This window comes from Mycobacterium sp. P7213 (assembly GCF_900604305.1).
Taxonomy (GTDB): domain Bacteria; phylum Actinomycetota; class Actinomycetes; order Mycobacteriales; family Mycobacteriaceae; genus Mycobacterium.
This window is the reverse complement of sequence record NZ_UWOA01000023.1, coordinates 25,186-49,876: the sequence shown is the minus strand read 5'-3', so window position 1 is coordinate 49,876 and position 24,691 is coordinate 25,186. Positions and strand designations below refer to the sequence as shown.

General features: G+C 66.8%; 22 protein-coding genes. 9 read left to right on the top strand and 13 right to left on the bottom strand.

Annotation, left to right across the window (positions count from 1 at the left end; genetic code table 11):
* Nucleotides 1-8: 8 nt before the first annotated feature.
* The gene (locus EJK91_RS10910; RefSeq protein WP_125078931.1) at nt 9-1,001 is read right to left on the bottom strand and encodes a Zn-ribbon domain-containing OB-fold protein; all 993 of its coding nucleotides are present in this window, start codon (nt 999-1,001) and stop codon (nt 9-11) included.
* Between the two features lie 58 nt (nt 1,002-1,059).
* Between EJK91_RS10910 and EJK91_RS10905 the strand changes: the two genes are divergently transcribed.
* Both EJK91_RS10905 and EJK91_RS10900 read left to right on the top strand, forming a co-directional pair.
* Complete coding sequence (locus EJK91_RS10905; protein WP_125078930.1) at nt 1,060-2,091, top strand: LLM class F420-dependent oxidoreductase; 1,032 nt, start codon at nt 1,060-1,062, stop codon at nt 2,089-2,091.
* A 66-nt stretch (nt 2,092-2,157) separates the two neighbouring features.
* Complete coding sequence (locus EJK91_RS10900) at nt 2,158-3,717, top strand: acyl-CoA synthetase (RefSeq protein WP_125078929.1); 1,560 nt, start codon at nt 2,158-2,160, stop codon at nt 3,715-3,717.
* Here the strand turns inward: EJK91_RS10900 and EJK91_RS10895 are convergent.
* Entirely contained in the window at nt 3,714-4,496 is a 783-nt protein-coding gene (locus EJK91_RS10895) for an acetoacetate decarboxylase family protein (protein WP_036457724.1), read from the bottom strand. The two genes, EJK91_RS10900 and EJK91_RS10895, sit on opposite strands and share 4 nt — an antisense overlap.
* A 40-nt stretch (nt 4,497-4,536) precedes the next feature.
* On the opposite strand from EJK91_RS10895, the gene EJK91_RS10890 reads away from it, so the two are divergent.
* Complete coding sequence (locus EJK91_RS10890; protein WP_275451590.1) at nt 4,537-5,754, top strand: cytochrome P450; 1,218 nt, start codon at nt 4,537-4,539, stop codon at nt 5,752-5,754.
* Nucleotides 5,755-5,792: 38 nt separating this feature from the next.
* Here EJK91_RS10890 and EJK91_RS10885 read toward each other — a convergent pair whose 3' ends face one another.
* Complete coding sequence (locus EJK91_RS10885) at nt 5,793-6,788, bottom strand: NAD-dependent epimerase/dehydratase family protein (protein ID WP_024442210.1); 996 nt, start codon at nt 6,786-6,788, stop codon at nt 5,793-5,795.
* The gene (locus tag EJK91_RS10880) at nt 6,788-7,588 is read right to left on the bottom strand and encodes a crotonase/enoyl-CoA hydratase family protein (RefSeq protein WP_024442211.1); all 801 of its coding nucleotides are present in this window, start codon (nt 7,586-7,588) and stop codon (nt 6,788-6,790) included. Before EJK91_RS10880 ends, EJK91_RS10885 begins: the two co-directional genes overlap by 1 nt.
* 69 nt (nt 7,589-7,657) lie before the next feature.
* Between EJK91_RS10880 and EJK91_RS10875 the strand changes: the two genes are divergently transcribed.
* Complete coding sequence (locus tag EJK91_RS10875) at nt 7,658-9,310, top strand: acyl-CoA synthetase (protein WP_024442212.1); 1,653 nt, start codon at nt 7,658-7,660, stop codon at nt 9,308-9,310.
* 64 nt (nt 9,311-9,374) lie between these two features.
* The gene (locus EJK91_RS10870; RefSeq protein WP_125078928.1) at nt 9,375-10,790 is read left to right on the top strand and encodes a WS/DGAT/MGAT family O-acyltransferase; all 1,416 of its coding nucleotides are present in this window, start codon (nt 9,375-9,377) and stop codon (nt 10,788-10,790) included.
* A gap of 3 nt (nt 10,791-10,793) precedes the next feature.
* Here the strand turns inward: EJK91_RS10870 and EJK91_RS10865 are convergent, their stop codons facing one another.
* Together EJK91_RS10865 and EJK91_RS10860 are read right to left on the bottom strand one after the other, a co-directional pair.
* Nucleotides 10,794-12,347, bottom strand: a complete 1,554-nt coding sequence (locus tag EJK91_RS10865; protein ID WP_125078927.1) for a succinic semialdehyde dehydrogenase — start codon at nt 12,345-12,347, stop codon at nt 10,794-10,796.
* 42 nt (nt 12,348-12,389) lie between these two features.
* Nucleotides 12,390-13,184 (bottom strand): hypothetical protein, encoded by a 795-nt coding sequence (locus EJK91_RS10860; RefSeq protein ID WP_241178678.1) that lies wholly within the window; start codon nt 13,182-13,184, stop codon nt 12,390-12,392.
* A 198-nt stretch (nt 13,185-13,382) separates the two neighbouring features.
* Between EJK91_RS10860 and EJK91_RS10855 the strand changes: the two genes are divergently transcribed.
* A complete protein-coding gene (locus EJK91_RS10855; RefSeq protein WP_024442216.1) occupies nt 13,383-13,805 on the top strand; it encodes a DUF6636 domain-containing protein in 423 nt (140 codons plus the stop codon).
* A gap of 9 nt (nt 13,806-13,814) precedes the next feature.
* On the opposite strand, the gene EJK91_RS10850 is transcribed toward EJK91_RS10855, so the two are convergent.
* Nucleotides 13,815-14,333, bottom strand: coding sequence for an RsiV family protein (locus EJK91_RS10850; RefSeq protein ID WP_051190244.1), 519 nt, complete (start codon nt 14,331-14,333; stop codon nt 13,815-13,817).
* Nucleotides 14,334-14,784: 451 nt separating this feature from the next.
* On the opposite strand from EJK91_RS10850, the gene EJK91_RS10845 reads away from it, so the two are divergent.
* Entirely contained in the window at nt 14,785-16,650 is a 1,866-nt protein-coding gene (locus tag EJK91_RS10845; RefSeq protein ID WP_241178677.1) for an ABC transporter ATP-binding protein, read from the top strand.
* A 67-nt stretch (nt 16,651-16,717) separates the two neighbouring features.
* On the opposite strand, the gene EJK91_RS10840 is transcribed toward EJK91_RS10845, so the two are convergent.
* The 3 genes from EJK91_RS10840 to EJK91_RS10830 form a co-directional block, all read right to left on the bottom strand.
* Entirely contained in the window at nt 16,718-16,888 is a 171-nt protein-coding gene (locus EJK91_RS10840) for a lasso RiPP family leader peptide-containing protein (protein ID WP_109370734.1), read from the bottom strand.
* 87 nt (nt 16,889-16,975) lie between these two features.
* Nucleotides 16,976-18,730, bottom strand: a complete 1,755-nt coding sequence (locus EJK91_RS10835; protein WP_125078926.1) for an asparagine synthase-related protein — start codon at nt 18,728-18,730, stop codon at nt 16,976-16,978.
* Complete coding sequence (locus tag EJK91_RS10830) at nt 18,727-19,428, bottom strand: lasso peptide biosynthesis B2 protein (RefSeq protein WP_125078925.1); 702 nt, start codon at nt 19,426-19,428, stop codon at nt 18,727-18,729. Before EJK91_RS10830 ends, EJK91_RS10835 begins: the two co-directional genes overlap by 4 nt.
* 323 nt (nt 19,429-19,751) lie before the next feature.
* On the opposite strand from EJK91_RS10830, the gene EJK91_RS10825 reads away from it, so the two are divergent.
* On the top strand, nt 19,752-20,228 hold the full coding sequence (locus EJK91_RS10825; RefSeq protein WP_125078945.1) for a ricin-type beta-trefoil lectin domain protein: 477 nt from the start codon (nt 19,752-19,754) through the stop codon (nt 20,226-20,228).
* Nucleotides 20,229-20,257: 29 nt separating this feature from the next.
* Here the strand turns inward: EJK91_RS10825 and fadD17 are convergent, their stop codons facing one another.
* Nucleotides 20,258-21,775: a long-chain-fatty-acid--CoA ligase FadD17 gene (fadD17, locus tag EJK91_RS10820; RefSeq protein WP_024442222.1), complete on the bottom strand. Its 1,518-nt coding sequence runs from the start codon at nt 21,773-21,775 to the stop codon at nt 20,258-20,260.
* 29 nt (nt 21,776-21,804) lie between these two features.
* On the opposite strand from fadD17, the gene EJK91_RS10815 reads away from it, so the two are divergent.
* The gene (locus EJK91_RS10815) at nt 21,805-22,323 is read left to right on the top strand and encodes a nuclear transport factor 2 family protein (RefSeq protein WP_444850811.1); all 519 of its coding nucleotides are present in this window, start codon (nt 21,805-21,807) and stop codon (nt 22,321-22,323) included.
* 18 nt (nt 22,324-22,341) lie between these two features.
* On the opposite strand, the gene EJK91_RS10810 is transcribed toward EJK91_RS10815, so the two are convergent.
* Nucleotides 22,342-23,439, bottom strand: a complete 1,098-nt coding sequence (locus EJK91_RS10810; RefSeq protein ID WP_125078924.1) for an acyl-CoA dehydrogenase family protein — start codon at nt 23,437-23,439, stop codon at nt 22,342-22,344.
* 34 nt (nt 23,440-23,473) lie between these two features.
* Nucleotides 23,474-24,652 carry an acyl-CoA dehydrogenase family protein gene (locus EJK91_RS10805; RefSeq protein WP_125078923.1) on the bottom strand — a complete coding sequence of 393 codons (1,179 nt, stop codon included), beginning with the start codon at nt 24,650-24,652 and terminating at the stop codon, nt 23,474-23,476.
* Nucleotides 24,653-24,691 lie beyond the last annotated feature (39 nt).

Genomic DNA, 24,691 nt, shown 5'->3' with positions numbered 1-24,691 from the left:
GCTGCCCCTCACAGGTGGTGCTTGTAGGTGTCGTAGTCGGCGTCCGGTTCGCCGGTGGGCCGGAAGTATTCGATGTTGTCGATGCCCAGGCCCCACTCCTCGCGGGGCTTCCACACCGCCGCGACACGCATGCCCATGCGCACCTCGTGTGCGTCGATGTCGGACACCAAGTGCAGGAACGGAATATCGGCACCATCGAGCAGCACGTAGGCGGCCACGTACGGCGGCTTGATGCGCTGCCCGGCGAACGGGATGTTGATGATGGCGAACGTCGTCACCGTTCCGGTGTCGGGCAACTCGACGAAGTTGTCCAGCGGCAGGCCGGTGGCCGGGTCGGCTTCCTTGGGCGGGAAGTACAGCTTGCCCTCGGTGCCGGTGCGGGCCCCCAGCAGTTTGCCCTCTTGCAAGGCGCGCAGATACGCGCTTTCGGGTAGCGATGCGGTGTGCTGGATCTCCAGGCTGGACGGGACGACCACCATGGTCACCGGATCACGCTCATCGGGGACATCGGCTACCGGTTCTGCCTCTTCGCCGATCGCGAAGTAGGCGATGTCGGTGATCGCGCCGACGGTCTCCTCGGCCCAGTGCGCGTGCACCCGGGTACCGACGCTGATGTCTTTGGGGCTTTCGGCCGCCACCGCGTGCAACAACGCCACGTCGGCGCCGTCGAGCTTGATCAGCGCCCAGGCGAACGGGGTGTCCAGCGGCTGGCCCTCCAGCGGCTCCGGCTGCCAGGACCACGACACCACGGTGCCCACACTGCTCACCGGTACGATCTCGGTGAGCGGTTCGTAGCTGACCGGGTCATACTCGGCCGGTGGCACGTACACCCGACCGTCGGAGCCACGTACGCCGACGATGCGGCGCTCACGCAGAGCGGTGAAGAACGCGCCCAGAACAGGGCCGACTGAACGTGTGTAGTCGAAGGACAACTTCAGCGGCGCAGACAGCGGTGGCTCATGCTGATCGATCTGCGCGCGGGTGCTTTGGCTGGCAGTCACGGCATCGAGTAGAACAGGTTCTAACAATGGTGGCAAGCAGGCGAGCGAGGAGCCAAGGATGAAGCTGGGACTGCAACTCGGATATTGGGGCGCGCAGCCGCCGACCAACCACGCCGAACTGGTGACCGCGGCCGAAGATGCCGGCTTCGACGCGGTCTTCACCGCCGAGGCCTGGGGCTCCGATGCCTACACGCCGCTGGCCTGGTGGGGCTCGTCGACGTCCCGGGTTCGGTTGGGCACCTCGGTGGTTCAGCTGTCGGCACGTACCCCGACCGCCTGCGCGATGGCCGCTTTGACGTTGGACCACCTCTCCGGTGGCCGTCACATCCTGGGCCTGGGCGTGTCCGGTCCGCAGGTGGTGGAGGGCTGGTACGGTCAGCGCTTCGGCAAGCCGCTGGCGCGCACCCGCGAGTACATCGACATCCTGCGCCAGGTGTGGGCCCGCGAGGCCCCGGTGACCAGCGCCGGCCCGCACTACCCGCTGCCGATCAGCGGCGAGGGCAGCACCGGGCTGGGCAAGGCACTCAAGCCGATCACCCACCCACGCCGGGCCGACATCCCGGTGATGCTCGGCGCCGAAGGCCCGAAGAACGTTGCGCTTTCGGCTGAGATCGCCGACGGTTGGCTGCCGATCTTCTACTCCCCGCGGCTGGCCGACATGTACAACGAATGGCTCGACGAAGGCTTTGCCCGTCCGGGTGCTCGCCGTACCCGGGAGACCTTCGAGATCTGCGCGACGGCCAACATCGTCATCACCGAGGACCGCGCCGCCGCGTTCGCGGCGATGAAGCCCTACCTGGCGCTCTACATGGGCGGCATGGGTTCGGAGGACACCAACTTCCACGCCGAGGTCTACCGCCGGATGGGCTACGGCGAGGTCGTCGACGACGTGACCAAGTTGTTCCGCTCCGGACAAAAGGACAAAGCCGGCGAGATCATCCCCGACGAGTTGGTGGACGACGCCGCGATCGTGGGAGACATCGACTACGTCCGTAAGCAGATCACGGTGTGGGAGGCCGCCGGCGTCACCATGATGGTGGTCACCGGACGCAGCCCGGAGCAGATTCAGCAGCTGGCCTCGCTGGTTTAGGTCGCTTGGGCGCACGGCGCCGTTCCTGCCTTGCGAGCAGACTAGAACGCGTTCTAGATTGGCCGAATGAGCGAAGCCGGCCTGTGGAACATCGCCCGTGACACCCCCGACGCCGTCGCTGTCGTCGACGTCCACGGTGGCCGGCTGACCTACGGGGAGCTGGCCGCACGCGCCGACCGCTACGGCCGCGGGCTCCAAGCGATGGGCCTGGCGCCCGGCGACGTGCTGGTAATGGTGCTGCCGAATATCGTCGATACGCTCGCGGTGTACTTCGCCGCCATGCAGACCGGGCTCTACATCGTGGCCGTCAACTGGCACCTCACCGGTCCGGAGATCGGCTACATCCTCTCCGACAGCGGCGCGAAAGTCGTTGTCGCCCATGAGCGGTTCGCTGATGCGTCGAAGATCGCCGCGGACCAGGCCGGCTTGCCCGCCCAGGGGCGCTTTGGAGTGGGCGACCTGACTGAAATGGCCGGGTTTGCTCCGCTGTCCACGTTGGGCGCCGACGAGCCGGCGACCCGGCCCGACGTGCGCACCATGGGCGCCGCGATGCTCTACACCTCCGGCACCACCGGCAAGCCCAAGGGTGTCAAGCGGCCGCTGACCGGTGCCGACCCCGACGCGGTTCCGGTTGCCTCGGCCGGTTTCTTCGCGCTGTATGACCTGTTGCCGTTCGACAACCACGTACACATCTGTGGCTCGCCGCTGTATCACACTGCGGTGCTGAACTTCTCGTCGATCTCCATCCAGCTGGGCCACAAGGTGGTGCTGATGGACAAGTGGGATCCCGAAGAGATGCTGGCGCTGATCGCCGAGCACAGGGTCACCCACAGCCACATGGTGCCCACCCAGTTCCGTCGGCTGTTGGCGCTGCCCGCCGAGGTGCGCGAGCGCTACGACATGTCCTCGCTGCGCAACATGATTCACGGCGCGGCACCGTGCCCGCCCGAGGTCAAGCGCCAGATGTTGGACTGGTGGGGTCCGGTGATCACCGAGTACTACGCCGCCACCGAGGGCGGCGGCACCAAGATCAGCGGCGCCGAGTGGCTGACCCACCCCGGTTCGGTGGGCAAGGCCTGGCCGTATTCGGTGGTCAAGGTGCTCGACGACGAAGGCAACGAGCTGCCGGCCGGCGAGGTCGGCACCGTCTACATGCAGATGGGCGGCTCCACCTTCGCCTACCACAACGACCAGAAGAAGACCGAGGAGAGCCGTGCTGGTGACCTGTTCACCGTCGGCGACGTCGGCTACCTGGATGAGGACGGCTACCTGTATCTGCAGGACCGCAAGACCAACATGATCATCTCCGGCGGAGTCAACGTCTACCCGGCCGAGATCGAGAACGAGCTGATCATTCACCCAAAGGTGCTCGACGTCGCGGTGTTCGGGGTGCCCGACGAGGAATGGGGCGAGGCGATCAAGGCTGTCGTCCAGCCCGCCGAGGGCGTGGCCGGAGACGACACGCTGACCGCCGAACTTATGGAGTACGCGGCGGCGCGGCTGGCGAAGTTCAAGCTGCCCCGCTCGATTGACTACATCGCCGAGATGCCGCGCGACCCCAACGGCAAGCTGTACAAGCGCAAGCTGCGCGACCCGTACTGGGAGGGGCGGGACGCCAAGATTTAGGCGCCCACCACCTGCGCGTCGCCGAAGGTCATCTCGACGCGGCCCACGGTCGACGACATCATCGGCCGCTTGGGCAGGCCCAGCGCAGCCAGCTCGCGGGCGTACGGATGGGTGCCCAGCCGCAGCGTGGTACCGCCCAGCGACCCACGCACTTTCGAAATTCGCATCTCCCAAGGCACTTGGCGGGTAACGCCGTCGAGGTGGCTGAATGCCTGCAGCACCCGGGGCCGCGAAGTGAGCGGTCCTGGAATCGGCAGGCCGCGCCCGAATTCCATGGTGGCGATGTGCTGGCCATCGGCGGCGACATCGAAACCTAACTGCCGGCCGTCGCGAACGGTGAAGTCCGCCATGATCTTCGGGAATCCCCAGATGGTGCGCCCGGCCTCCAGGGTGAACGCCTGGTCGACCGGCAGGTGGTGGATGAACGCACCGGCCGAGCCCAATGCGCGCCAGCCGCTGGCCTCGGTGCCCGGCGGTTTAGCGAGGCTCGACGGAGGAGAGGCGAAGCTGGAACCGCCGCATGAACTCGGCGGGTTGACCATCACCGCGGTCCCGAACTCCAGGTACTTACCCAGGTCGCCGTCGATATAGCGAGCCAGCATCAGATTGACCACCGCACGTCCCGGCTGCTGCTGGAAGACCTGCAGGCCGCTGTAGTCGATCATTGCCTGCGCGGCGTCCGCGGGCACTGAAAACATCGCGGAATGTACATCCGCGTGACGGATACGGACCGGCATGGTAAGCACAGTGCCAGCGATGGTGTGCTGTGAAAGAGCCATGGCTCCCACTGTAATCCGGAGGACGCCAATGACCGAGGTAATGGCCGACGCGAAGCCGGCCACCAAGCCGGACGTCGATCTGACCGACGGCACGTTCTACGCCGACGGAGGTGCCCGTGACGCCTACGGCTGGATGCGGGCCAACGAGCCGGTGTTCCGGGACCGCAACGGGCTGGCCGCGGCGTCGACCTACCAAGCGGTGATCGACGCCGAACGCACACCCGAGGTGTTCTCCAACGCCGGCGGCATCCGTCCCGACCAACCGGGCTTCCCGTACATGATCGACATGGACGACCCGGAGCACCTGGTGCGCCGCAAGCTGGTCAACGCCGGATTCACCCGCAAACGCGTGCACGCCCAGCTGCCGTCCATCGAGACGTTGTGCGACACGCTCATCGACGCGGTGTGCGAGCGCGGCGAATGCGACTTCGTCCGCGACATCGCCGCCCCGCTGCCGATGGCGGTGATCGGTGACATGCTCGGGGTACTGCCCGAAGAACGGTCGATGCTGCTGCGGTGGTCAGACGACCTGGTGGCTGGGCTGAGCTCACACCTGGATCCGGAATCGGCGACGGCTCAGGCGGTCATGGCGGCGTTCGCCGGCTGGACCGAATTCACCAGGAACACCATCACGAAACGTCGGGCCGAGCCCACCGACGACCTGTTCTCCGTGCTGGTCAACGCCGAGGTGGACGGCGCGCAGATGACCGACGACGAGATCATCTTCGAGACGCTGCTGATCCTGATCGGCGGTGACGAGACCACTCGCCACACCCTGTCCGGTGGCACGGCGCAGCTGTTGCGCCACCTCGATCAGTGGGAGTTGCTGCAGCGCGAACCCGATCGGTTGCCGGTGGCGATCGAGGAGATGCTGCGGTGGACCTCGCCGGTGAAGAACATGTGCCGCACCCTGACCCGCGACACCGAGTTCCACGGCACGCAGCTGCGCGAGGGCGAGAAGATGCTGCTGCTGTTCGAGTCGGCCAACTTCGACGAGTCGGTATTCGACGAGCCGGAGCGCTTCGACGTCACCCGCGACCCCAACAGTCACGTGGCATTCGGCTTCGGCACGCACTTCTGCCTGGGCAACCAGCTGGCCCGGCTGGAGTTACGGCTGATGACGCAGAAGATCTTGCAACGCCTGCCGGATCTGCGGCTGGCCTCCGATGACGCGCTGCCACTGCGGCCGGCGAACTTCGTCAGTGGCCTGGAGTCGATGCCGGTGGTGTTCACCCCGACTAAGCCGGTGCTGGCTTAGCCGCGTCGCCCGCGCCGTTCGGCAAAAAAGCGTGCTGGTTACCCGCTCGGCGGGGAAGGGAGGGGCGCCCGCAGCGACTCGATGATCGCCTCCGTCGGCGACCGCCACTCCAGACCCAGATCGGCCAAGGTGGCCGAGTCGTCGGTGGGGGTGGCCGAGGTCAGCAGCCAGGCCGCTTCGTAGCTCAGCGACTCTGGCAGCGGCAGCAGCTTGCTGGCAAGGTCGCTGACTCGGCCGATTCCCTTGAAAACGCTGGGCGAAATAGGGATTCGCCGCACCGGCTTGCTCAGGCCCTGCTCCACCGCGGCGATCATCTCGGCGAAGCTGACCATGATCCCGCCGCACAGGTAGCGGTGCGGGCCGCGGCCGGGCCGCATCAGCGCCTCGTGCACCCGGCCGATGTCGCGGACGTCGACCATCGCCATGCCGCCGCGCACCACCGGCGCCACCCGGTACTTCACGATCGGCGTCCAGCCCCGCTCGGTGACACCGGGCGCGGTATGAAACGCCGGGCCGACCACGCTGGAGGGATAGGTGACCACGACCGGGGCGCCTTCGTCCTGCAGCCGGCGGGCCACCCGCTCGCCGTAGGCCTTGGTGCGCGCGTACGCGCTGCGCCCGGGCACGGTGGGCGAGTCCGGCCCGATGATCCCGTTCGGCGGCGGAAAGAGCGCGCTGTAGGAACTGACCGACACCACCGGGTCCAGACCGGCGGCCACGGCGCGGGTCAAGATCGCTTCGGTGGCGTAGGCGTTGATGTCCCACATCAACTTTTCCTGGCGGTCGTTGGTGCCGACCACCCCCGCGGCATGCAACACCGAGTCGCAGCCGTCCAACAGCGCAGCCACCACCGCGGTGTCGCGGATGTCGCCGTCGAGGACCTCCAATGCGCCCAGCTCACGCAGTCGCGGAATGACGGGCTCAGCACCGCAGCCCGGGGCGACCATGAGCCGAACCGAATGCCCGGCTTCGAGCAGGGCCTTGACCGTGTGGGCGCCGAGGTAACCGGTGCCGCCGGTGACTGCGACCCGCATCAGCGGTTCTTGAATTCCGGCTTGCGCTTCTCGGCGAACGCCCGCGGGCCTTCCTTGGCGTCCTCGCTCAAGAAGACCTTGATGCCGATTTTGGTGTCGATCTTGAAGGCATCGTTCTCGTGCAGGCCCTCGGTCTCGTGGATGGTGCGCAGCATCGCCTGCACCGCCAGTGGTCCGTTGTTGTTGATCTGCTCGGCGATCTCCAGCGCCTTGGTCAGAGCCTGGCCGTCGGCCACCACATGGCCGATCAGGCCCATCTCCAGCGCCTCGGCGGCGGTGATGTGTCGACCGGTGAACAGCAGGTCACAGGCCATGGTGTAGGGAATCTGGCGCACCAGTCGCACCGCGGAGCCGCCCATCGGGTACAGGCTCCACTTGGCTTCGGAGATACCGAACTTGGCGCTTTCACCGGCGATGCGGATATCGGTGCCCTGCAGGATCTCGGTGCCCCCGGCGATGGCCGGGCCTTCCACCGCGGCGATCAGCGGCTTGGTCAGCCGGCGCCCCTTGAGCAGGCCGTCGATACGCGACGGGTCGTAGCTGCCGTCTTTGAAGGAGTCGCCGGGTGCCTTCTTGTTGGCCGCTTTGAGGTCCATGCCCGCGCAGAAATAACCACCGGCGCCGGTCAGGATGCACGAGCGGATGTCGTCGTCGTTGTCGACGCGGTCCCAGGCCTCGACCATGATCGCCAGCATTTCGCCGGAAAGAGCGTTGCGGGACTCTGGCCGGTTCAGGGTGACGATCAGGGTGTGTCCGCGCTGCTCAACGAGGGCGTGGGGCTGTTCTGACGACTCGCTCACCGGCGTCCGCCTTTCCGGGTTGGAACCTCGACTTGAAATCGAAATGTAACACGTTCTAGTTTGTGTGTTGTGGCTCTCAACATCGCCGACTTAGCCGAACACGCCATCGACGCCGTACCGGATCGGGTTGCCCTGATCTGTGGGCCTGATCAGCTGACCTACGGGCAGCTGGAGGAGAAGGCCAACCGGCTGGCCCATTACCTGATCGATCAGGGCGTCAAGAAGGACGACAAGGTCGGCCTGTACTGCCGCAATCGCAACGAGATCGTCGTCGCGATGCTCGGCATCGTCAAGGCCGGCGCCATCCTGGTCAACGTCAACTTCCGTTACGTCGAGGGCGAACTGCGCTACCTGTTCGACAACTCCGACATGGTTGCCCTGGTGCACGAGCGCCAGTACGCCGACCGGGTGGCCAACGTGCTGCCCGACACCCCGAATATCAAGACCATCCTGGTGGTCGAGGACGGCAGCGACCTGGACTACCAGCGCTACGGCGGAGTGGAGTTCGAGGCGGCCCTACAGCAGGGCTCGCCCGAGCGTGACTTCGGACCGCGCAGCGAAGACGACATCTACCTGCTCTACACCGGTGGCACCACCGGGTTCCCCAAGGGCGTGATGTGGCGCCACGAGGACATCTACCGGGTGCTGTTCGGCGGCACCGACTTCGCCACCGGCGAGCCGATCGCCGACGAGTACGGACTGGCCAAGCAGGCAGTGGCCAACCCGCCGATGGTCCGCCACCCGATCCCGCCGATGATCCACGGGGCCACTCAGTCGGCGACCTGGATGTCGTTGTTCAGCGGCCAAACCGTGGTGCTGGCACCGGAATTCGATGCCGACGCGGTGTGGCGCACCATCCACGACCACAAGGTCAACCTGCTGTTCTTCACCGGTGACGCGATGGCGCGCCCGCTGCTGGACGCGCTATTGGCCCATCAGGACGCCGGCAACGAGTACGACTTGACGTCGCTGTTCCTGCTGGCGTCCACCGCGGCACTGTTCAGCCCCAGCATCAAAGAACGGCTGCTGGAGCTGCTGCCCAACCGGATCATCACCGACTCCATCGGTTCCTCGGAGACCGGTTTCGGCGGCACCAGCATCGTCGCCAAGGGTGAGGCGCACACCGGCGGGCCGCGGGTCACCATCGACAAGAACACCGTGGTGCTCGACGAGGACGGCAACGAGGTCAAGCCGGGCTCGGGTGTGCGCGGCATCATCGCCAAGCGCGGTCACATCCCGGTCGGCTACTACAAGGACGAGAAGAAGACCGCCGAGACCTTCCGCACCATCAACGGCGTGCGGTACGCGATCCCCGGCGACTTCGCTCAGGTCGAGGCCGACGGTTCGGTGACCATGCTGGGGCGCGGCTCGGTGTCGATCAACTCCGGAGGCGAGAAGATCTACCCCGAAGAGGTTGAGGCCGCCCTCAAGACCCACCCCGACGTCTTCGACGCACTGGTGGTCGGGGTGCCCGACGCCCGGTACGGCCAGCATGTGGCCGCGGTGGTGCAGCCGCGCGGGGATGCCCGGCCCTCGCTGGACGAGATCAACGCCTGCGCGCGTACCGAGATCGCCGGATACAAGGTGCCCCGCAGCCTGTGGTTCGTCGACGAGGTGAAGCGTTCGCCTGCCGGCAAACCCGACTACCGCTGGGCCAAGGAGCAGACCGAAGCCCGCCCCGCCGATGAGGTGCACGCCAAGCATGTGGCGGCTGAGAGCTAGATTGGCCGGATTTTTTGGCGGTGAGCCGCTCACAGCGAACCGGTGTCCGGGCTAGTCTCTGTCGATGCAGCGACTTTCGGGCGTCGACGCCGCGTTCTGGTCCGCGGAAACGGCGGGTTGGCACATGCACATCGGTGGGCTGGCGATCTGTGACACCACCAATGCGCCGAACTACAGCTTCGAGCGGGTTCGCCAGCTGCTGATCGAGCGGCTGCCGCAACTTCCGCAGTTGCGCTGGCGGGTCAGCCCGTCGCCGTTGGGGCTGGACCGCCCGTGGTTCGTCGAAGACGAGCATCTCGACATCGACTTCCACCTGCGGCGCATCGGCGTTCCAGCCCCCGGCGGGCGGCGCGAGGTGGAAGAACTCGTGGGCCGGCTGATGTCCTACAAGCTGGATCGGTCACGCCCGCTGTGGGAGATGTGGGTGATCGAAGGTGTCAGCGGCGGCCGGGTGGCGACCCTGACCAAGATGCATCATGCGATCGTCGACGGTGTCTCTGGCGCCGGGCTGTTCGAGATCATGCTGGACGTGACGCCTGAGCCGCGACCGCCAGAGCCTGCGGCGATGGAGTCGTCGAACGGGGTCAGCATGCCCAGCTACGAGCGCCGGGTCCTAGACGAGCTGGTCAACGTCGCGGTCAAGACGCCCTACCGGATCGGGCGCCTGTTGCAGCAGACGGTGCGCCAGCAGATCGCCACGGTCGGACTGGGACTGCCCCGCAAACCTCCGCGCTACTTCGACGCCCCGGTGACCCGCTTCAACGACAGCGTTTCGCCGCACCGGCGGATCAGCGCCGCGCGCGTCGAGCTTGCCCGGATCAAGGCCGTCAAGGATGCCTATGGGGTCAAGCTCAACGACGTCGTGCTGGCCATGGTCGCCGGTGCGGTCCGCGACTACCTGCGCGAGCGCGACGAGCTGCCGGACAAGCCGCTGGTGGCACAGATCCCGGTGTCGACCCGCACCGAGGAGACGCAGGGTGAGGTGGGCAACCAGGTCAGCTCGATGACCGTGTCGATGGCGACCGACATCGAGGGAGCAGCCCAGCGGCTCAAGACGATTCACGCCAGCACCCAGAGTGCCAAGCAGATGGCCAAAGCGCTCTCGGCCCACCAGATCATGGGACTCACCGACACCACCCCGCCCGGCCTGCTGCAACTGGCCGCCCGTGCCTACACCGCCACCGGCCTCTCGCACCGTCTGGCGCCGATCAACCTCGTCGTCTCCAATGTTCCGGGGCCGCCGATCCCGATCTATATGGCTGGTGCGGAATTGGAATCACTGGTGCCGCTCGGCCCGCCGGTCATGGACGTGGCGCTGAACATCACCTGCTTCTCCTACCGCGACCACCTCGACTTCGGGTTCGTGACCACGCCGGAGATCGCCGAGGACATCCATAAGATGGCCGACGCGATCGAACCGGCGCTGGCGGAGTTGGAGCGCGACATCGATCGAGGCAAGAACCGGACCGGCCGGCGCTGAGCGCTACCGGCCCGGTAGCGCCTGCACCACCCGGATCATCGGGGTCAGCAGCTTCTGCCACACCGGAGCCGAGATCCCCAGCGGTGGGTCCAGATTCAGGACCCGCGCCGTGGAGACCGTCTGCGACTCGGTGTACTTGAGGATTCCGTCTGCGCCGTGCCGACGGCCCACGCCGGACGCCTTCATGCCGCCCATCGGCGCGGCGACGCTGCCGAAGGCCAGCGCGTAGCCCTCATCGACGTTGACCGTCCCGGACTTGATGCGCGCGGCGATCGCCTCACCCTGTGACTTGGTGGCGGCCCACACGCTGGCGTTCAGCCCGTATTCGGTGTCGTTGGCCCGTGCGATCGCCTCCTCGACGTTGTCGACGGGGTAGATGGAGACCACCGGCCCGAACGTCTCGTTGCGTGCGCACTCCATCTCGTCGGTCACGTCGGCCAGCACGGTCGGCTCGTAGAACAGCGGCCCGATGTCGGGGCGGGCATTACCACCGGCGATCACCTTGGCGCCCTTAGCCTTGGCGTCGTCGACGTGGTTGGAGATGGTCTTGACCTGGTCTTCGGAGATCAAGCTGCCCATATCCGCGGTGAAATCGTAGGCCGCCGAGAGCTTCATCGCGCGCACCTGCTCGGCGAACTTCGCCGCGAACTCCTCGGCGACGTCGCGCTCGACGTAGATGCGCTCGATCGAGATGCACAACTGTCCGGCGTTGGAGAAGCAGGCCCTGGTGGCAGCCTTGGCGACCTCGGACAGGTTGGCGCCCTTGGTGACGATCATCGGGTTCTTGCCGCCCAGCTCGGCGGAGAAGCCGATCAGCCGGGAACCGCACTGCTCGGCCAGGGTGCGACCGGTGGCGCTGGAGCCGGTGAACATCAGGTAGTCGCACTGCTGCACGATCGCGGTGCCGACCACCGACCCCGGCCCCGGCACCACCGCGAACAACTCACGCGGCAGGCCCGCCTGATAGAGCAGCTCGGCGTTGGCCAGCGTGCAGTAGGGGGTCTGACTGTCCGGCTTGACCACCACCGCGTTGCCGGCCAGCAGCGCGGGGATAGCGTCGGAGATCGACAGGGTCATCGGGTAGTTCCACGGTGCGATCACGCCCACCACGCCCTTGGGGTGGTGGTTGATCACGGTCTTGACGATTCCGGGCAGCAGCCCGGGGACTCGCTTGGAGGCCAGCAACTTGGTGGCCTGGCGCGCGTAGTACCGCGCGTTGAGCATGATGTCGAGAATCTCTTCCTGGGCCGCCGAACGCGCCTTGCCGGTCTCGGCCTGGCAGACGTCCATCAGGAAGTCCCGGTTGGCGATCACCAGGTCGCGGTAACGCTCGATGATCGCGCTGCGCTCCTTGACGCTGCGCGCCGCCCAGGTTCGCTGCGCCTCGCGGGCCTTGGTGAATGCCGCCGTCACATCCTCGGCGGTGCCGACCGGGATGGTGGTCAGTGGCTTGCCGGTGAAGACCTCGTCGATGGTCTTGGACTGCCGAGCGTCGATGTCGTCGATGGCGGACAGCTGGCGCAGCCGGTCGAAGTCGGCGGCGGATGGGGCAGGCATGGGTATCTCCTACTCGCGGGTAACACGGCGTTAGCCGCCAACCTACCCGGCGCAGCGGCCGCCCGGTAGCTCGGCGGCATGGGCGCTGAGCCACTGGGTGAGCTGGTTGAGTGCCGCAGTCCCGGATCCGAAACTGCCGTCCTTGGGTTCGGCGGCCAAGGCCACGGCCAGATCGCCCGCCGGTGCGTGCACGATGCCGAACTGCCGCACCAGGTACCCGCCACCGGCGCCGGGTCCCCAGCCGCCCTTGCTGGGGACGTTGAGCCCGGCCAGCCCCCAGCGCTGGTCGGGCACGGTGTTGCGCATCAAGCTGTAGACGGGCGCAGCGACGGCCATGCAGGGCAGGTGGGCGGCGAACACCGCCTGGCGGGCCAGCGGCCACTGGGTCTGACCGAAGGCGCTGAACTCGGGACGCAGCCGCCGGGATTCCACCGCGGTGCCGGTGTCCCCGCCGGCCCGTAGGACGGCCTGCACCTGTTGGGCGGCCTGGGGCGCCGGCCCCAGCGAGGACCACAACTGCTCGGCGGCATCGTTGTCGGAGGCCGTGACAGCCCTGGCCGCCAGGTCTTGGGCGTTCGGGCGGTTGGCGTGCAGCGCCGCGATCGCCAGCGGGACCTTGATGGTCGACCAGGCCACGCCGTTCTGCAGCGATCCGAGGGTGGCCACCTGGTTCTGGCCGACCGGGGCATAGGCGATGCCGACGTTGGCTCCGATGGTGTTGGCCAGTTGCGCGAAGCTGGCCTGGAGCGGTTCCGCGGAGGCGGGCGAGGCCAGGGCCAGGGGTAAGGCCAGGGCGGCGGCCAGGATTGCGACGAGCATGCGGCGGGCGGCAGGCATTGACTCATATTGCCCGCGGTGGGCGACGAAAGGGGATGACCATTGGCCGTGTCGAACCGGCCAATCCCCGGGATTGTTCGACCAGAGCGGTCCGTGGCAGCCGCTGAATGCCGGGCTCAGCACGGGCGAGTGGGGCACCGGAGGTGTAACAATTCTCGTTAAACCGTACAATCGTCTGTTTTCGGCTATCTTTTCATCATGAAAGCAGCGCTCGGTGCAGCAGCGGCCCTGATCTTCTCGGCTATCGGCATGGCGCCGACCGTCCTGGCGCAGCCGGATCTGCACTTCTTCGTATCCCCGAGCGGAAACATCGCGTGCCTGGTAGGCCCCGACTGGGTCCGGTGCGACATCCAAGAACGTGATTGGTCGCCGCCGCCGCGGCCGTCGGATTGTTACAGTCAGACCGGGTACGGGCAGGGCATCCAAATCGAGGCTCACGGTAAGGCCGAGTTCGTCTGTGCCGGAGACACCACGTTCGGCGGGGACGCGCGAACCCTCAACTACGGCGAACGTGACAGTTCAACGACACATCTGTGCACCAGTGAGAAGTCCGGGATCAGGTGCGAGAACCGGGACGACCACGGGTTCGTGATTTCCCGCGAGTCTTACGAACTGTTCTGACAGGCATTTTCAGCGCTGCGCCAGTGCCTTCATGTCGGGTGCCAGCACGTCGGTCAGCGATGACCATGGCACGGTGATGACCGGCGAGCCGTGTCCGAACTGATAGTCGGCAAAGTGGATCTGGATGCCCTCGGCGGTAGGAATCCAGTTCGCGAAGTTTTCCGCGATCGGGCGGTTGCCCGGTTCGTCGGACATCGGCTCGCCGCCGCCGTAGGTGGTCGGCCAGATCCGTTTGGTCTGCTCGGAGAGTCGATTGAGGCCGTCTTGTTCGGTGATGAACAGGTCGCTCAAAGTGATCGGTTTGGCATTCCGACTGTCGATGACGACAGTGCTCACATAGTTGGTCGGATGGGCCGCGTCTTTGGCGTAGTAGACGCCGGTGAGAACCTGGGCGATCGCGATGGGGCGAAAGGTCAATGCCGACTGAATCTCAAGCCGCCAAGGCGAACTGGTGTCCGCGTCCGCACGCACTTGATCGATCTGATAGCGCGCCGATGCGTTGCCGGCTTTGTTGAACGACTCGGCCACCCGGGGATCGCCGCCCGATATCCGGCCGACTTCCGCGCGCCAGTGGCCCCGGCCGTCGGCGGTCGCTCCCTCGATTGGGGCGACCGTGACGGTGTAACTCTTCCCGTTGGAGATCTGCGAATCCGTGTGGGTCACCGGCGATGGGCTTGCGGAAGTCAGGGTTGTCGATGTGACAACGAGCTGATGTCCCATGGAGACAGACGACTCGGTGTTCCCGCAGGAAGCCGTCGGCATCGACAGTGCGGCCACGAAAGTCGCGGCCAAGAGTGTCCTGCGGGTCTGAGGTATGCGGTGTCCGGTGAGCTGGTGAAGGGGCACCCGTAGATCATCGCACCGGCGCCGGAAGGTGGTACGCGGTTTTTGCTGATCGAGGCTGCATGCGGGCGCGAACGGATATCGCGCAGAATCTCCACGTCGCCGGGTGTGGTTCTGTCATCGTGGACGCCAAACCGTGATCGAGGAGCGGGCCATGTACATACGTCGCAGTTTGACCATGCTGCGCGCGGTCCGCGGGGCGGTGTTGATTTGCGTCCTGCTGGGGTTGTTCGTCACGGCGCTGCCTTTTGTGTCCAGTGCGGCCTTGGGGCCGCTGATGCAAGCCGTCGCCGCCGCCGGGATGAATGGGGACCTCTCCGATGTATGGGAGCTACAGGGTTCGTTGCTCAGCCGTGACGGCGGTTTGGCCTCCGGTCTTGTCGGATGGCTGACGAAGCCGCTGAATTTCATGGTGCTGCTGAGCATTTGGGCGGGCGCATTGGTGCTGGCGCAAGCGCTGGGCTTCGTCAACGCGTGGATCGGTGCGCATGTCGAGCGCAAGCTGCTGGCTGCGATCCTGCAGCGTGTTCACGACCACGTTCAATCGCTGTCCCTGGACTTCTTCGTCGGTGCGCGCAGCGGTGTCCTGATTCAGCGTGTGCAACTGGAGGCGCCGTGCGTCCAGCGGCTGTTGACCGATTGCGTTGTCCCACCGCTTGTCGACGCAGTGGTCTTGGTGGTCGCGCTCGGATACCTTCTCGCGTTGTCCTGGCCGATGACGGTGGTGTCGCTGGTTCTGGCCCCGCTCGCGCTCATGGCCCTTCGTTACGCGGGCAGCAGGCTCCAGGTGGTGACGCAACGAGCGATGATGGCAAATCGCGAGATGAGTGGCGAACTCGCCGAGACGGCCAGTGGTATCTCGGAGATTCAGGTGTTCAACGCCCAGCGTCGCCGCAGTGAGACGTTCGGCGAATCGGCGATGGCCGCGACGAAGAACATGGCCGCGATGCGGGTCTGGATGCAGGCATCGACCAACGGTGTCCAGGTCTTCATCGCGCTGAGCACGGTGCTGGTGCTGGTGAGCGGGATCGCGTGGGGCGACCGGTTCGGTCTGAGCTTCGCGGGCCTGGTGGTGTTCATCGCGTATGTGCCGACGATGTTTGCAGCTGTGCAGCGAATGGTATTGGCGTATACGACCTATCAGTCGATCCTGCCCCACGTCGCATCGACCTACGAACTGCTCGACACCGAGCCCACGGTGCGGGAACTCCCTAATGCTGCCGCGTTGCCCAGCATCAGGGGCGACGTCGTATTCGAAGATGTTTCCTTCAGCTATTCGCCGCAACAGAAGGTTCTGAATGGGTTGTCCTTCTCGATCGCGGCAGGAGAGACGGTGGCGCTGGTCGGACCGATCGGATCAGGAAAATCGACCGTCTTCAATCTACTGCTGCGTTTCCTTGAACCGCAGAGCGGCCGGATTCTGCTGGACGGCAACGATATCCGTCAGGTGACATTGCACTCGCTGCGAGAACAGGTGTCCAAACTCGCGCAGTTCCCGTTCTATCTAAAGGACACGATTCGACAGAACGTGCGGTTGGGCAGGCGCGATGCCAGCGACAGTGAGGTCGAAGATGCCTGTCGATCGGCCCATATCCATGCGGTGATCGTCGATCCGGCCAAGGTTCGCGACGGCTATGACACCGTCATGGACCTCGAGGTGCCGTCGGGAGGGCAGAAGCGGCTGATCGCCTTCGCGCGGTGTCTGCTTCGCCGGCCGCAGGTCCTGCTCCTCGACGAGCCGACGGAGAACCTGGATGCCGATCAGCGATCCCGCGTAACCGCCGTGATCCGGGAATACGCGGATACCCGCACCTGTCTGGTGATCAGCCACGACATGGACTTCATCGCGGCCGTGGCCGACCGGATCATCGTGTTGAACCACGGCAGAGCCGCCGAACAGGGCACTCACGCGGAGTTGATGAATCGTGGCGGCCTGTACACGCGGCTCTGCGCTGCCGACAACGCGGACTCGGCACTACTCGATCGCAGCGCTCCGGGCTGAGAAGACGACCCGCTCGCGAGGAGCCCTGCCCGATTGATCGGTGCGACGAGGCTTCCGGAGCGACCGCTCAGCCGCGCGGTGGCAGCGGTGCCGCGGTGTCGGGGGTGTCGAGATGCCGCTGGTACCAGCCCATGTAGCCGTAGCCCGTGCTGCTGTCCGACAGGTAATTCCCGCTGCCCTGAGTGGTGGCGCGGACATCCCCTACGTGCACGACCTGCGGGGGTGAGTAGTTGCGCATCCGGGAACCTCCAAAGAGTCGTCACACGCCAGCTGGCCTCCGAAAGTGTACTTGATGCCAGCGAGCGAGACATGGCGTTTCGGCGAATCAGGGCGCAGCGCCGGTCAGCAGGGCAGGAGCGCCCACGTGGTGTAGGTGGCGCAGCCAGACCTCGATCTGGATTGCCGTGTAGAACTGCGTGACGGCGCCCACACGCCCGGGTGCGGGCAGCGCCGCGGTCCAGGCGTCGGCATCGGCATAGCCGCGCTCCACGATCTGGGGCCGTTCGGCCAGGAATTCGCGCCATTGGGGATGGCGTTCGAAGCCGTGCAGCATCGCCTCGTCCGCGATCGGTTTCGACCGCCGCCGAAGTACCTGTTCGCTGACCAGCCCCGCGAAGGCGTACCGCTGCACCGCTCGATCGATACGGGGATCCACCGCGATGTGCCACGGGGTGGCCAGTGCCAAGTCGACCAAGGGTGGCGCCAGCAGCGGATGCCGCAATTCGAATGTGGCCGAAGGGAACTGGTGGCGGCTTCGGGCGAACTCCAGGCCGCGTAGCACGTTCTCCACGACGGCCTGACCGTGGACCGTCTGCGCTCGGATCGGCGTGGTGAACTCGGCGCGGCGTTGCAGCCCGTGACCCTCGACGTAGTCTCGGCGCAGCCACGGTGCCGCTTCGGTAATGCGCGCCGACGGTTGCAGCGTCAGGGTCCGACCGCGTCGCCACCGGCGCCGTCCTTCGAGGGCCGCGCGACGCAGCCAGAACGTGGCGGGTCGGCCCAGCCCGGACTCGGCACTCCACCGCAGCGCCTCGCGCCACAGGTGTACCGGCTGTCCGTTACGCAGTAAGTCGGCCAGGTACCAGGGCAGCAGGCCGGCGAAGAACACCGCGTCGCCGCCCTCGCCGGTGAGCAGAGTCGACACGCCCAACTCCCGCGCGACGGCCTCCTCGGCCGCGCTCGGGGCCCAGTTGATGATCCGGCGCGTGGGTGCAGGTAGGAAGATGCCCAATTCCGGCCCGGCGGTGAAGGTGCCGTGTTCGGTGGCGTCGATGGGATGCCACGGTGCCGGACTCGTTTCCAGCGCCGCCCTCATCCACGACGACTCGTCGCTGCCGGGGAATCCGGGATGAGTGAAGCTGAGCGCGGCCACCGGCGCCAGACCGGTGGCCGCGGCTAAGACCGTCGAGGTGTCCAGGCCGCCCGACAACTCGACCGCTTGGGTGCCGTCGGGCGACAATGCTCCTGCGACGGCACGTTTAACGGTGTCGCGCAACAGTTCCTGATGGCCGTCGAATGTCTCGTGGACAGGATCGGTCGACGGTCGCCATCCGCCGCGCAGCCGGGGGCGGCCGGTGTGACAGGTAGCGAACTGGCCCACCTGCAGCCGTCGAATGCCGCGGTACGGGGTGCGCGGGCCCAGATGCATTCCGGTGCTGAACATGTCGGCCAGATACTCTTCGTCCAACTCTCGCCAGGCCCCGGTTTCGCGGACCAGTGCTGCCAAGTCGGTGGACACCACGGTTGCGTTCGGCCTAACGGCGTAGTAGAGGGGCCGCAGGCCCATGCGATCGCCGACCAGCACGGCATCGGGGCCGTTCACGATGACAACCGCGTATTCGCCGATGATGCGCTCGGCGGTGTTGGCCTGCCAGCGCCGGAGTCCGGCTTCCACGATCCGGCCGAAGGACGCCGAGGGGGCAAGATTCAACTCGGCGCGCAACCGCGCCGGGTTCGCCAGGTAGCCGTGAAACCAGACCGCGGTTTCGCCGACCGGCTCGTGCTGCGGCCAGCCCTGTATCGGTGCCCCCACCGTGGTGGGCAGCGACACCAGGAATCCCTGCAGGGCTGGTTGCGTCATGCCCGCTGGATAACGGTGAAGCGGTGCAGGACGGAGGCACTCTCCTTGAGCGCTACGCCGTCCAACTCCACCCAGGCATGGGCTTCGAAGGGGTACAGCGCCACGCCGATCACATGCTGGGCCGGCCAGCCGGCTGCGCGAAGAAAGCTGGTCAGCGCGAGCGAGCGCGGTAGACAGTCCAGCGGCGCCTGGCGGGCGGGATAGAGGCCCTCGGCGGTGAAAAAGCGCGCTGTTGCCAGCTGCACGTCAGTCCGCGGCTCGGTGGGGTCGGCGACGGGTTGGGTGCGCTTGTGGTAGGCGGAAGCGAAACCCTTTCGCAGGTCGCGGTCCGCGGCGGCTCGTTCGGTCAAGGCGCGCATGATCGTCGGCCTGCGTCGCCGTGCCCGGACGCCGGCCTGCGGCGTGGCGGTCTGCGGCGCGCGGACCAGTCGGCCGGCGGCCAACTGTGATGCGGCGAAGTCGGCGGTGTCGGCCGCCACGGTGGCCGCAGGCACTCCATAGCTGTCGGCGAGGGCGGCGAAGTCGCGCTGTTTCGGTGGCCGGGTGAGTTGGGCCCACATGGCGGTGCCGATCTCATCCACCACGTCGTAGACACCGGTGGAGAGGTCCAGCAGTACCAATCGGTCGGCTACCTGCGCGCAGCGCAGGGTCGGCGCGGGGGCCAGTTGTGGCGGTGCGGAGGGTCCAGGATTCGGCACTGTGTTGGGCGACTGTCGGATGATGGGCCAAAGAGGCGGCGGTAGCCGCCCAGTGGTCCATTTGTACGCCCAAATCTCCGAAAAGGTGGGGGAATGCCGAATCCGGATCTCGGGAGTACGGCGTTGTCGGCGGCGTCTTGACGCTGATCGGCCGAGCGGGCGCGACTTCGCCAGGTGGCGAGCAACACCTCGACGCGACGGCACCGGAAGGGGAATCTGCCGCTTGCGGCCCGTGAACTGCGGTCATGGTGATAGGAGTGGCTGCATCACTTGGTGCCGCCGCGGCCGACGGGGCCGATGACGCCGCGAAGAGGGAGCGAACCATGCATCCGATGAGGTCGATGGGCGCTGCCGGCCGGGCCCTTGTGGTTGCTGGGACGGTGCTGGCCGCCACGGTGCCAATCGCCGGCGTGGCAGCCGCCGACGGGCCGGTCGGGTTGGCCAGTCGGCTGGGCGATTTCTGTCTGGATGCCCCCAGCGCGAACTATTTCGCCGCGGTGGTGGTCAACCCCTGCGATGGTTCGGACACCCAGCGCTGGTTTCTCAATGGCAGGCAGCTGCAGAACGTGGCCTTCCCCGGGGGATGCCTGATCAATCCGGCGGGTGACGGTGTCTTCGCGCACCTCGGACCCTGTGTCGGACTGTGGAACCAGAACTGGAATTTCGATCCCAATGGCCACGTCAAAAATGACCCGGGCTGGTACTGCCTCACTGTCCTCGGCGGACCGGGGCCGGGGACGTGGGTCTCCACCCGCTACTGCGGCGACGACCCGAGCCAAGGCTGGGACGTCATCTCCTGATTGGGCCGGCAGGAGCCTAGGACGAGCGGCTATCGGGAGATCCGATACACCGGATCGGTGCACTCGGTGCCCTCGGCGGACAGCACCCGCTTGAGCACTTTGAACGTCTCGGTGCGCGGCAACTCCTCGGCCACCCGCACATAAGACGGCCACTGCTTGGGTCCCAGATCGGGCTGCTCAGCCAGGAACGCGCGGAAGTCGTCGGCGTCGAACGACGTTCCCCGGGCCAGCACTAGTGCGGCCATCACCTGATCGCCCACCGCGGGGTCCGGGACGGGGTAGACCGCGACCTGAGCGACGGCGTTGTGGCGCAGCAGGATCCGCTCGATCGGTGCGGTACCGAGGTTCTCCCCGTCCACCCGCATCCAGTCGCCGAGCCGGCCGGCGAAGTAGGCGTAGCCGGCCTCGTCGCGGTAGGCCAGGTCGCCGGAGTGATACATCCCCCCGGCCATCCGCTGCGCCTCGGCCTCGGGATCGCGGTAGTAACCCCGAAACTGGCCGCGGCCACTGGCGTTCACCAGCTCGCCGACCACGCCCGGCGGGCACTCTTCACCGGTCTCGACATCGATGATGGTGTTGCCGTCGGTCAGCGGCCCCAGCGCCCCGGGCGGAGTGTCCGGGGTGCGCCCGATCGCGACCCCGCCCTCGGTCGAGCCGAAGGCGTCGATCACGGTGCACCCGAAACGGGTCGCGAAGCGCTCCAGGTCTCGTGGCGCGCCCTCGTTGCCGTAGAGCAGCCGTAACGGGTTGTCGGCATCGTCGGGCTGCGCCGGCGTGGCCAGCACATACGACAGCGGTTTGCCCACGTAGTTGGCGTAGGTCGCCCCGAATCGGCGCACATCGGGAATGAATCCAGAGGCGGAAAATTTGCGGCGCAACGCGATTGACGCACCGGCGGCCACCGCCACCGACCAGCCCGCCATCACCGCGTTGGAGTGAAACAGCGGCATCGACAGATAGCAGACATCGGCGGCCCCCAGGCCGAATCGTTGCGAGAGCATCACCCCGGGGAATGCCGCCTTCCACTGGGTGCAGCGCACCGCCTTCGGGTCACCGCTGGTGCCCGAGGTGAAGATCAGCATGAACAGCTCGTCGGGGTCGGCCTCCCGGAAGCTCACCGGGGTGTCGGCAACACCGGCCAATTCCGATTGCCACGAGGGTGATTCGACATCGATCATGCCCGGAACCGAGACGTCGGCAGTGTTGTCGGCCAGCACCAGTTGGCAATCCGCGTGCGCCACGTCGCGCTCCAGGGCCGCGCCCCGGCGGGTGGGGTTCAAGCCGACCGGCACGATCCCGGTCAGCGCCGCCGCCACCAGCATCGTGGAGAAGAACGGCGTATTGCCCAGCAGCACACCGACATGCGGGGGCTTCTCCGGATCGAGGCGGGCCCGCAGTGCGGCGCCGAGCCGGGCACCCGCGGCGATGTGGTCTCGCCAGCTGACGAAGGTGTCCTCGTAGAAGACACCGCGGTCGTCCACCTCGGCCACCTGCGCCAGCAGGGCTGTGACGGTGGACTGTTGGTCGATATCGGCGGGTGCTGACATGGTGATCAGATTAGTGTTGCAATAGAGCGGTGACTGATTCGCAGGCCTTGAACGCCATAGACGCCATAGCAGCCCTGAAGAAGATCGCCGACATCGAAGAGATCAAGCAGGTCAAGTACCGCTACCTGCGGGCATTGGACACCAAGCACTGGGATGACTTCGCGGCCACGCTGGCCGAGGACGTCACCGCCGCCTACGGCCAGTCGATGGGCAGCAAGCACACCTTCGCCGACCGTGACTCGCTGGTGGAGTTCATGCGGAACTCGCTTCCCGGCAACGTCATCACTGAGCACCGGGTCAACCACCCCGAGATCACCCTCACCGGCCCGGACACCGCCACCGGCATCTGGTACCTGCAGGATCGAGTGATCGTGCCCGACGTCAACCTCATGCTGATAGGGGCAGGTTTCTATCACGACACCTACCGCCGTACCGACGACGGCTGGAAGCTGAGCCACACCGGATACGACCGGACCTATGACGCCACCGTGGCCCTGACTGACCTGCCGGGGTTCAAGGTGACGTTCGGGGATGCGCTGAACCGTTGAGCCGTCCGGCTCAGCCGACTACGCCGGCGTTTCGGCCAGTTCGCGGCCGATCGCCAGCAGCTGTCCCGTGGCGCCGCCGAGCGCGAACTCGGTCTGCTTGGCGGCCAGGAAGTAGCGGTGGATCGGGTGGTCGATATCGATGCCGACCCCGCCGTGAATGTGGACGATGCTGTGCGCCACCCGGTGGCCGGCCTCGGCCGCCCAGAATGCGGCGGTGGCCACCTGGGTGGTCGCCGGCAGACCCTCGCTGACCCGCCACGCCGCCTGGGTCAGCGTCAGGCGCAGGCCCTTGACGTCGATGTAGCCGTCGGCCAGCCGCTGCGACACCGCCTGGAAGCTGCCGATCGGCTTGTCGAACTGCTCACGCTCGCGGGCGTATTCGGCAGTCATGGCCAGGCCACGCTCGAGCACTCCCAGCTGGTAGGCGCTGTGACCCAGGGCCGCCACGGCGACCAGGTGGTCGAGCACGTCGGCGCCGCCGACCAGGCGACCGGCCTCCACCTCGACCCCGGACAGCTCCAGGTGGCCCACGCTGCCCCGCCCGGTGGTGGCCAGCGACGTCACCGTCACTCCGGGATCGGCGGCAGCGACCAGGAACACCGCTGCGCCCGAATCGGTTTCGGCCGCCACCAGGAAGGCGTCAGCCACCGAGGCGAAGCCGACCTGGGTGCGGGTGCCGGTGAGGCGGAAGCCGCCGTCGGTGGTGGCCGCCCGGACCGGGCCCTCGCCCATGTCGCCGTCGAGGGCGGCGGTGAGGATCTTCTCGCCGGCCACGGCCGGGGCGCCCCAGGCCTGCTGCAGCTCGGCCGAGCCGAACTTGGCCAGCGTCCCGGCGGCCAGCACCACCGACTCCAGGTAGGGCACCGCGGCAAGCTGACGGCCGAGTGCGGTCAGGATCGACGTCTGTTCGAGCACGCCGAACCCGCCGCCGCCCAGCGACTCGCTCGCCGCGCTGGACACGACGTCGGCGTCGATGAGCTTGCGCCACAGCTCGGTGTCGAAGCGCCCGTCCAGACCGTCCAGCTCACGCTGGTGCTCCGGGGTGCACACCGCGTCCACGATGGTGCCGACCAGGCCCGAGAGGTCGTCAGATGCTTCGGTAGTGGTGAAGTCCATGGGTACTTGCCTCCAAAGTCTTTGGGGTGTTTGGTCAGCGGTTTCGGGGCAGGCCCAGGGCGACCATGCCGATGATGTCGCGCTGCACCTCGTTGGTGCCGCCGCCGAACGTCAGGATCAAGCACGCCCGGTGCATCCGTTCCACCCGACCGCGCAGCAGCGCGCCGAGGGAATCCTGGCGCACCGTGGCGGCGGTGCCGAGCACCTCCATCAACAGGCGGTAGGCCTCGGTGGCCAACTCGGTGCCGAACACCTTGGCCGCCGAGGCGTCCGCCGGGGACGGCGCGGCCTTGTCGGCGGAGGCCAGCTCCCAGTTGATCAGCTTGAGCACTTCGACCTTGGCCAGCACCCGGGCCAGGTTGAGCTGGACCCACTGCGAGTCGATGATCCGGTTGCCGTGGGCGTCTTTGGTGTTCTGTGCCCACTCGCGGACCTCTTCGAGAGCCAGGAAGATCGGCTGGGCCGACACCAGGGCAACGCGCTCGTGGTTGAGCTGGTTGGTCACCAGCTTCCAGCCCGCGTGCTCTTCGCCGACCAGGTTGGTCACCGGCACCCGCACGTCCTGGTAATAGGTGGCGCTGGTGTCCGGGCCGGCCATGGTGGGTACCGGGGTCCAGGAGAAACCCTCGGCGCTGGTGGGCACGATCAGCATCGAGATGCCGCGGTGCTTCTTGGCCTCCGGGTTCGTCCGGGCCGCCAGCCACACGTAGTCGGCGTAGGCGATCAGCGACGTCCACATCTTCTGGCCGTTGATGACGTACTCGTCGCCGTCACGTACCGCGGTGGTGCGCAGCGAGGCCAGGTCGGTGCCCGCGCCCGGTTCCGAGTAGCCGATCGCGAAGTGCAGCTCGCCGGCGGCGATCTTGGGCAGGAAGAACTTCTTCTGCTCTTCGGTGCCGAAAGCCATGATCGTCGGCGCGACGCTGTTGATGGTCAGAAACGGCACCGGGGCGCCGGCGACCGCGGCCTCGTCGGTGAAGATCAGCTGATCCATCGTCGAGCGTGCCTGGCCGCCGTACTCCTTCGGCCAGCTCAGCGTCAGCCAACCGTCGTGCCCCATCTGGGCGACGGTCTCGCGGTAGACGTTGCCGGTGCCGTACTCGCCCTGCGTCGAGCTCAGAGCCTCGCGGCGCTCTGGCGTCATCAGCGTGGTGAAGTAGGACCTCAGTTCGCTGCGCAGCTCTTCTTGTGCCGGCGTGTAGCTGATCTGCATCAGGGGAGTCCTTCGCTGGTGATCGGTGTCACGATAAGA

Bases quoted from the DNA above. Each gene is read 5' to 3' on its own strand.
- EJK91_RS10860 (WP_241178678.1), bottom strand. From the start codon at position 13,184: ATGCCTGCCGCCCGCCGCATGCTCGTCGCAATCCTGGCCGCCGCCCTG.
- EJK91_RS10890 (WP_275451590.1), top strand. From the start codon at position 4,537: ATGGCCGACGCGAAGCCGGCCACCAAGCCGGACGTCGATCTGACCGAC.
- EJK91_RS10810 (WP_125078924.1), bottom strand. From the start codon at position 23,439: ATGGACTTCACCACTACCGAAGCATCTGACGACCTCTCGGGCCTGGTC.
- EJK91_RS10855 (WP_024442216.1), top strand. From the start codon at position 13,383: ATGAAAGCAGCGCTCGGTGCAGCAGCGGCCCTGATCTTCTCGGCTATC.
- EJK91_RS10900 (WP_125078929.1), top strand. From the start codon at position 2,158: ATGAGCGAAGCCGGCCTGTGGAACATCGCCCGTGACACCCCCGACGCC.
- EJK91_RS10885 (WP_024442210.1), bottom strand. From the start codon at position 6,788: ATGCGGGTCGCAGTCACCGGCGGCACCGGTTACCTCGGCGCCCACACG.
- EJK91_RS10865 (WP_125078927.1), bottom strand. From the start codon at position 12,347: ATGCCTGCCCCATCCGCCGCCGACTTCGACCGGCTGCGCCAGCTGTCC.
- EJK91_RS10805 (WP_125078923.1), bottom strand. From the start codon at position 24,652: ATGCAGATCAGCTACACGCCGGCACAAGAAGAGCTGCGCAGCGAACTG.
- EJK91_RS10905 (WP_125078930.1), top strand. From the start codon at position 1,060: ATGAAGCTGGGACTGCAACTCGGATATTGGGGCGCGCAGCCGCCGACC.
- EJK91_RS10835 (WP_125078926.1), bottom strand. From the start codon at position 18,730: ATGACGCAACCAGCCCTGCAGGGATTCCTGGTGTCGCTGCCCACCACG.
- EJK91_RS10825 (WP_125078945.1), top strand. From the start codon at position 19,752: ATGCATCCGATGAGGTCGATGGGCGCTGCCGGCCGGGCCCTTGTGGTT.
- EJK91_RS10840 (WP_109370734.1), bottom strand. From the start codon at position 16,888: ATGCGCAACTACTCACCCCCGCAGGTCGTGCACGTAGGGGATGTCCGC.
- EJK91_RS10870 (WP_125078928.1), top strand. From the start codon at position 9,375: ATGCAGCGACTTTCGGGCGTCGACGCCGCGTTCTGGTCCGCGGAAACG.
- EJK91_RS10895 (WP_036457724.1), bottom strand. From the start codon at position 4,496: ATGGCTCTTTCACAGCACACCATCGCTGGCACTGTGCTTACCATGCCG.
- fadD17 (WP_024442222.1), bottom strand. From the start codon at position 21,775: ATGTCAGCACCCGCCGATATCGACCAACAGTCCACCGTCACAGCCCTG.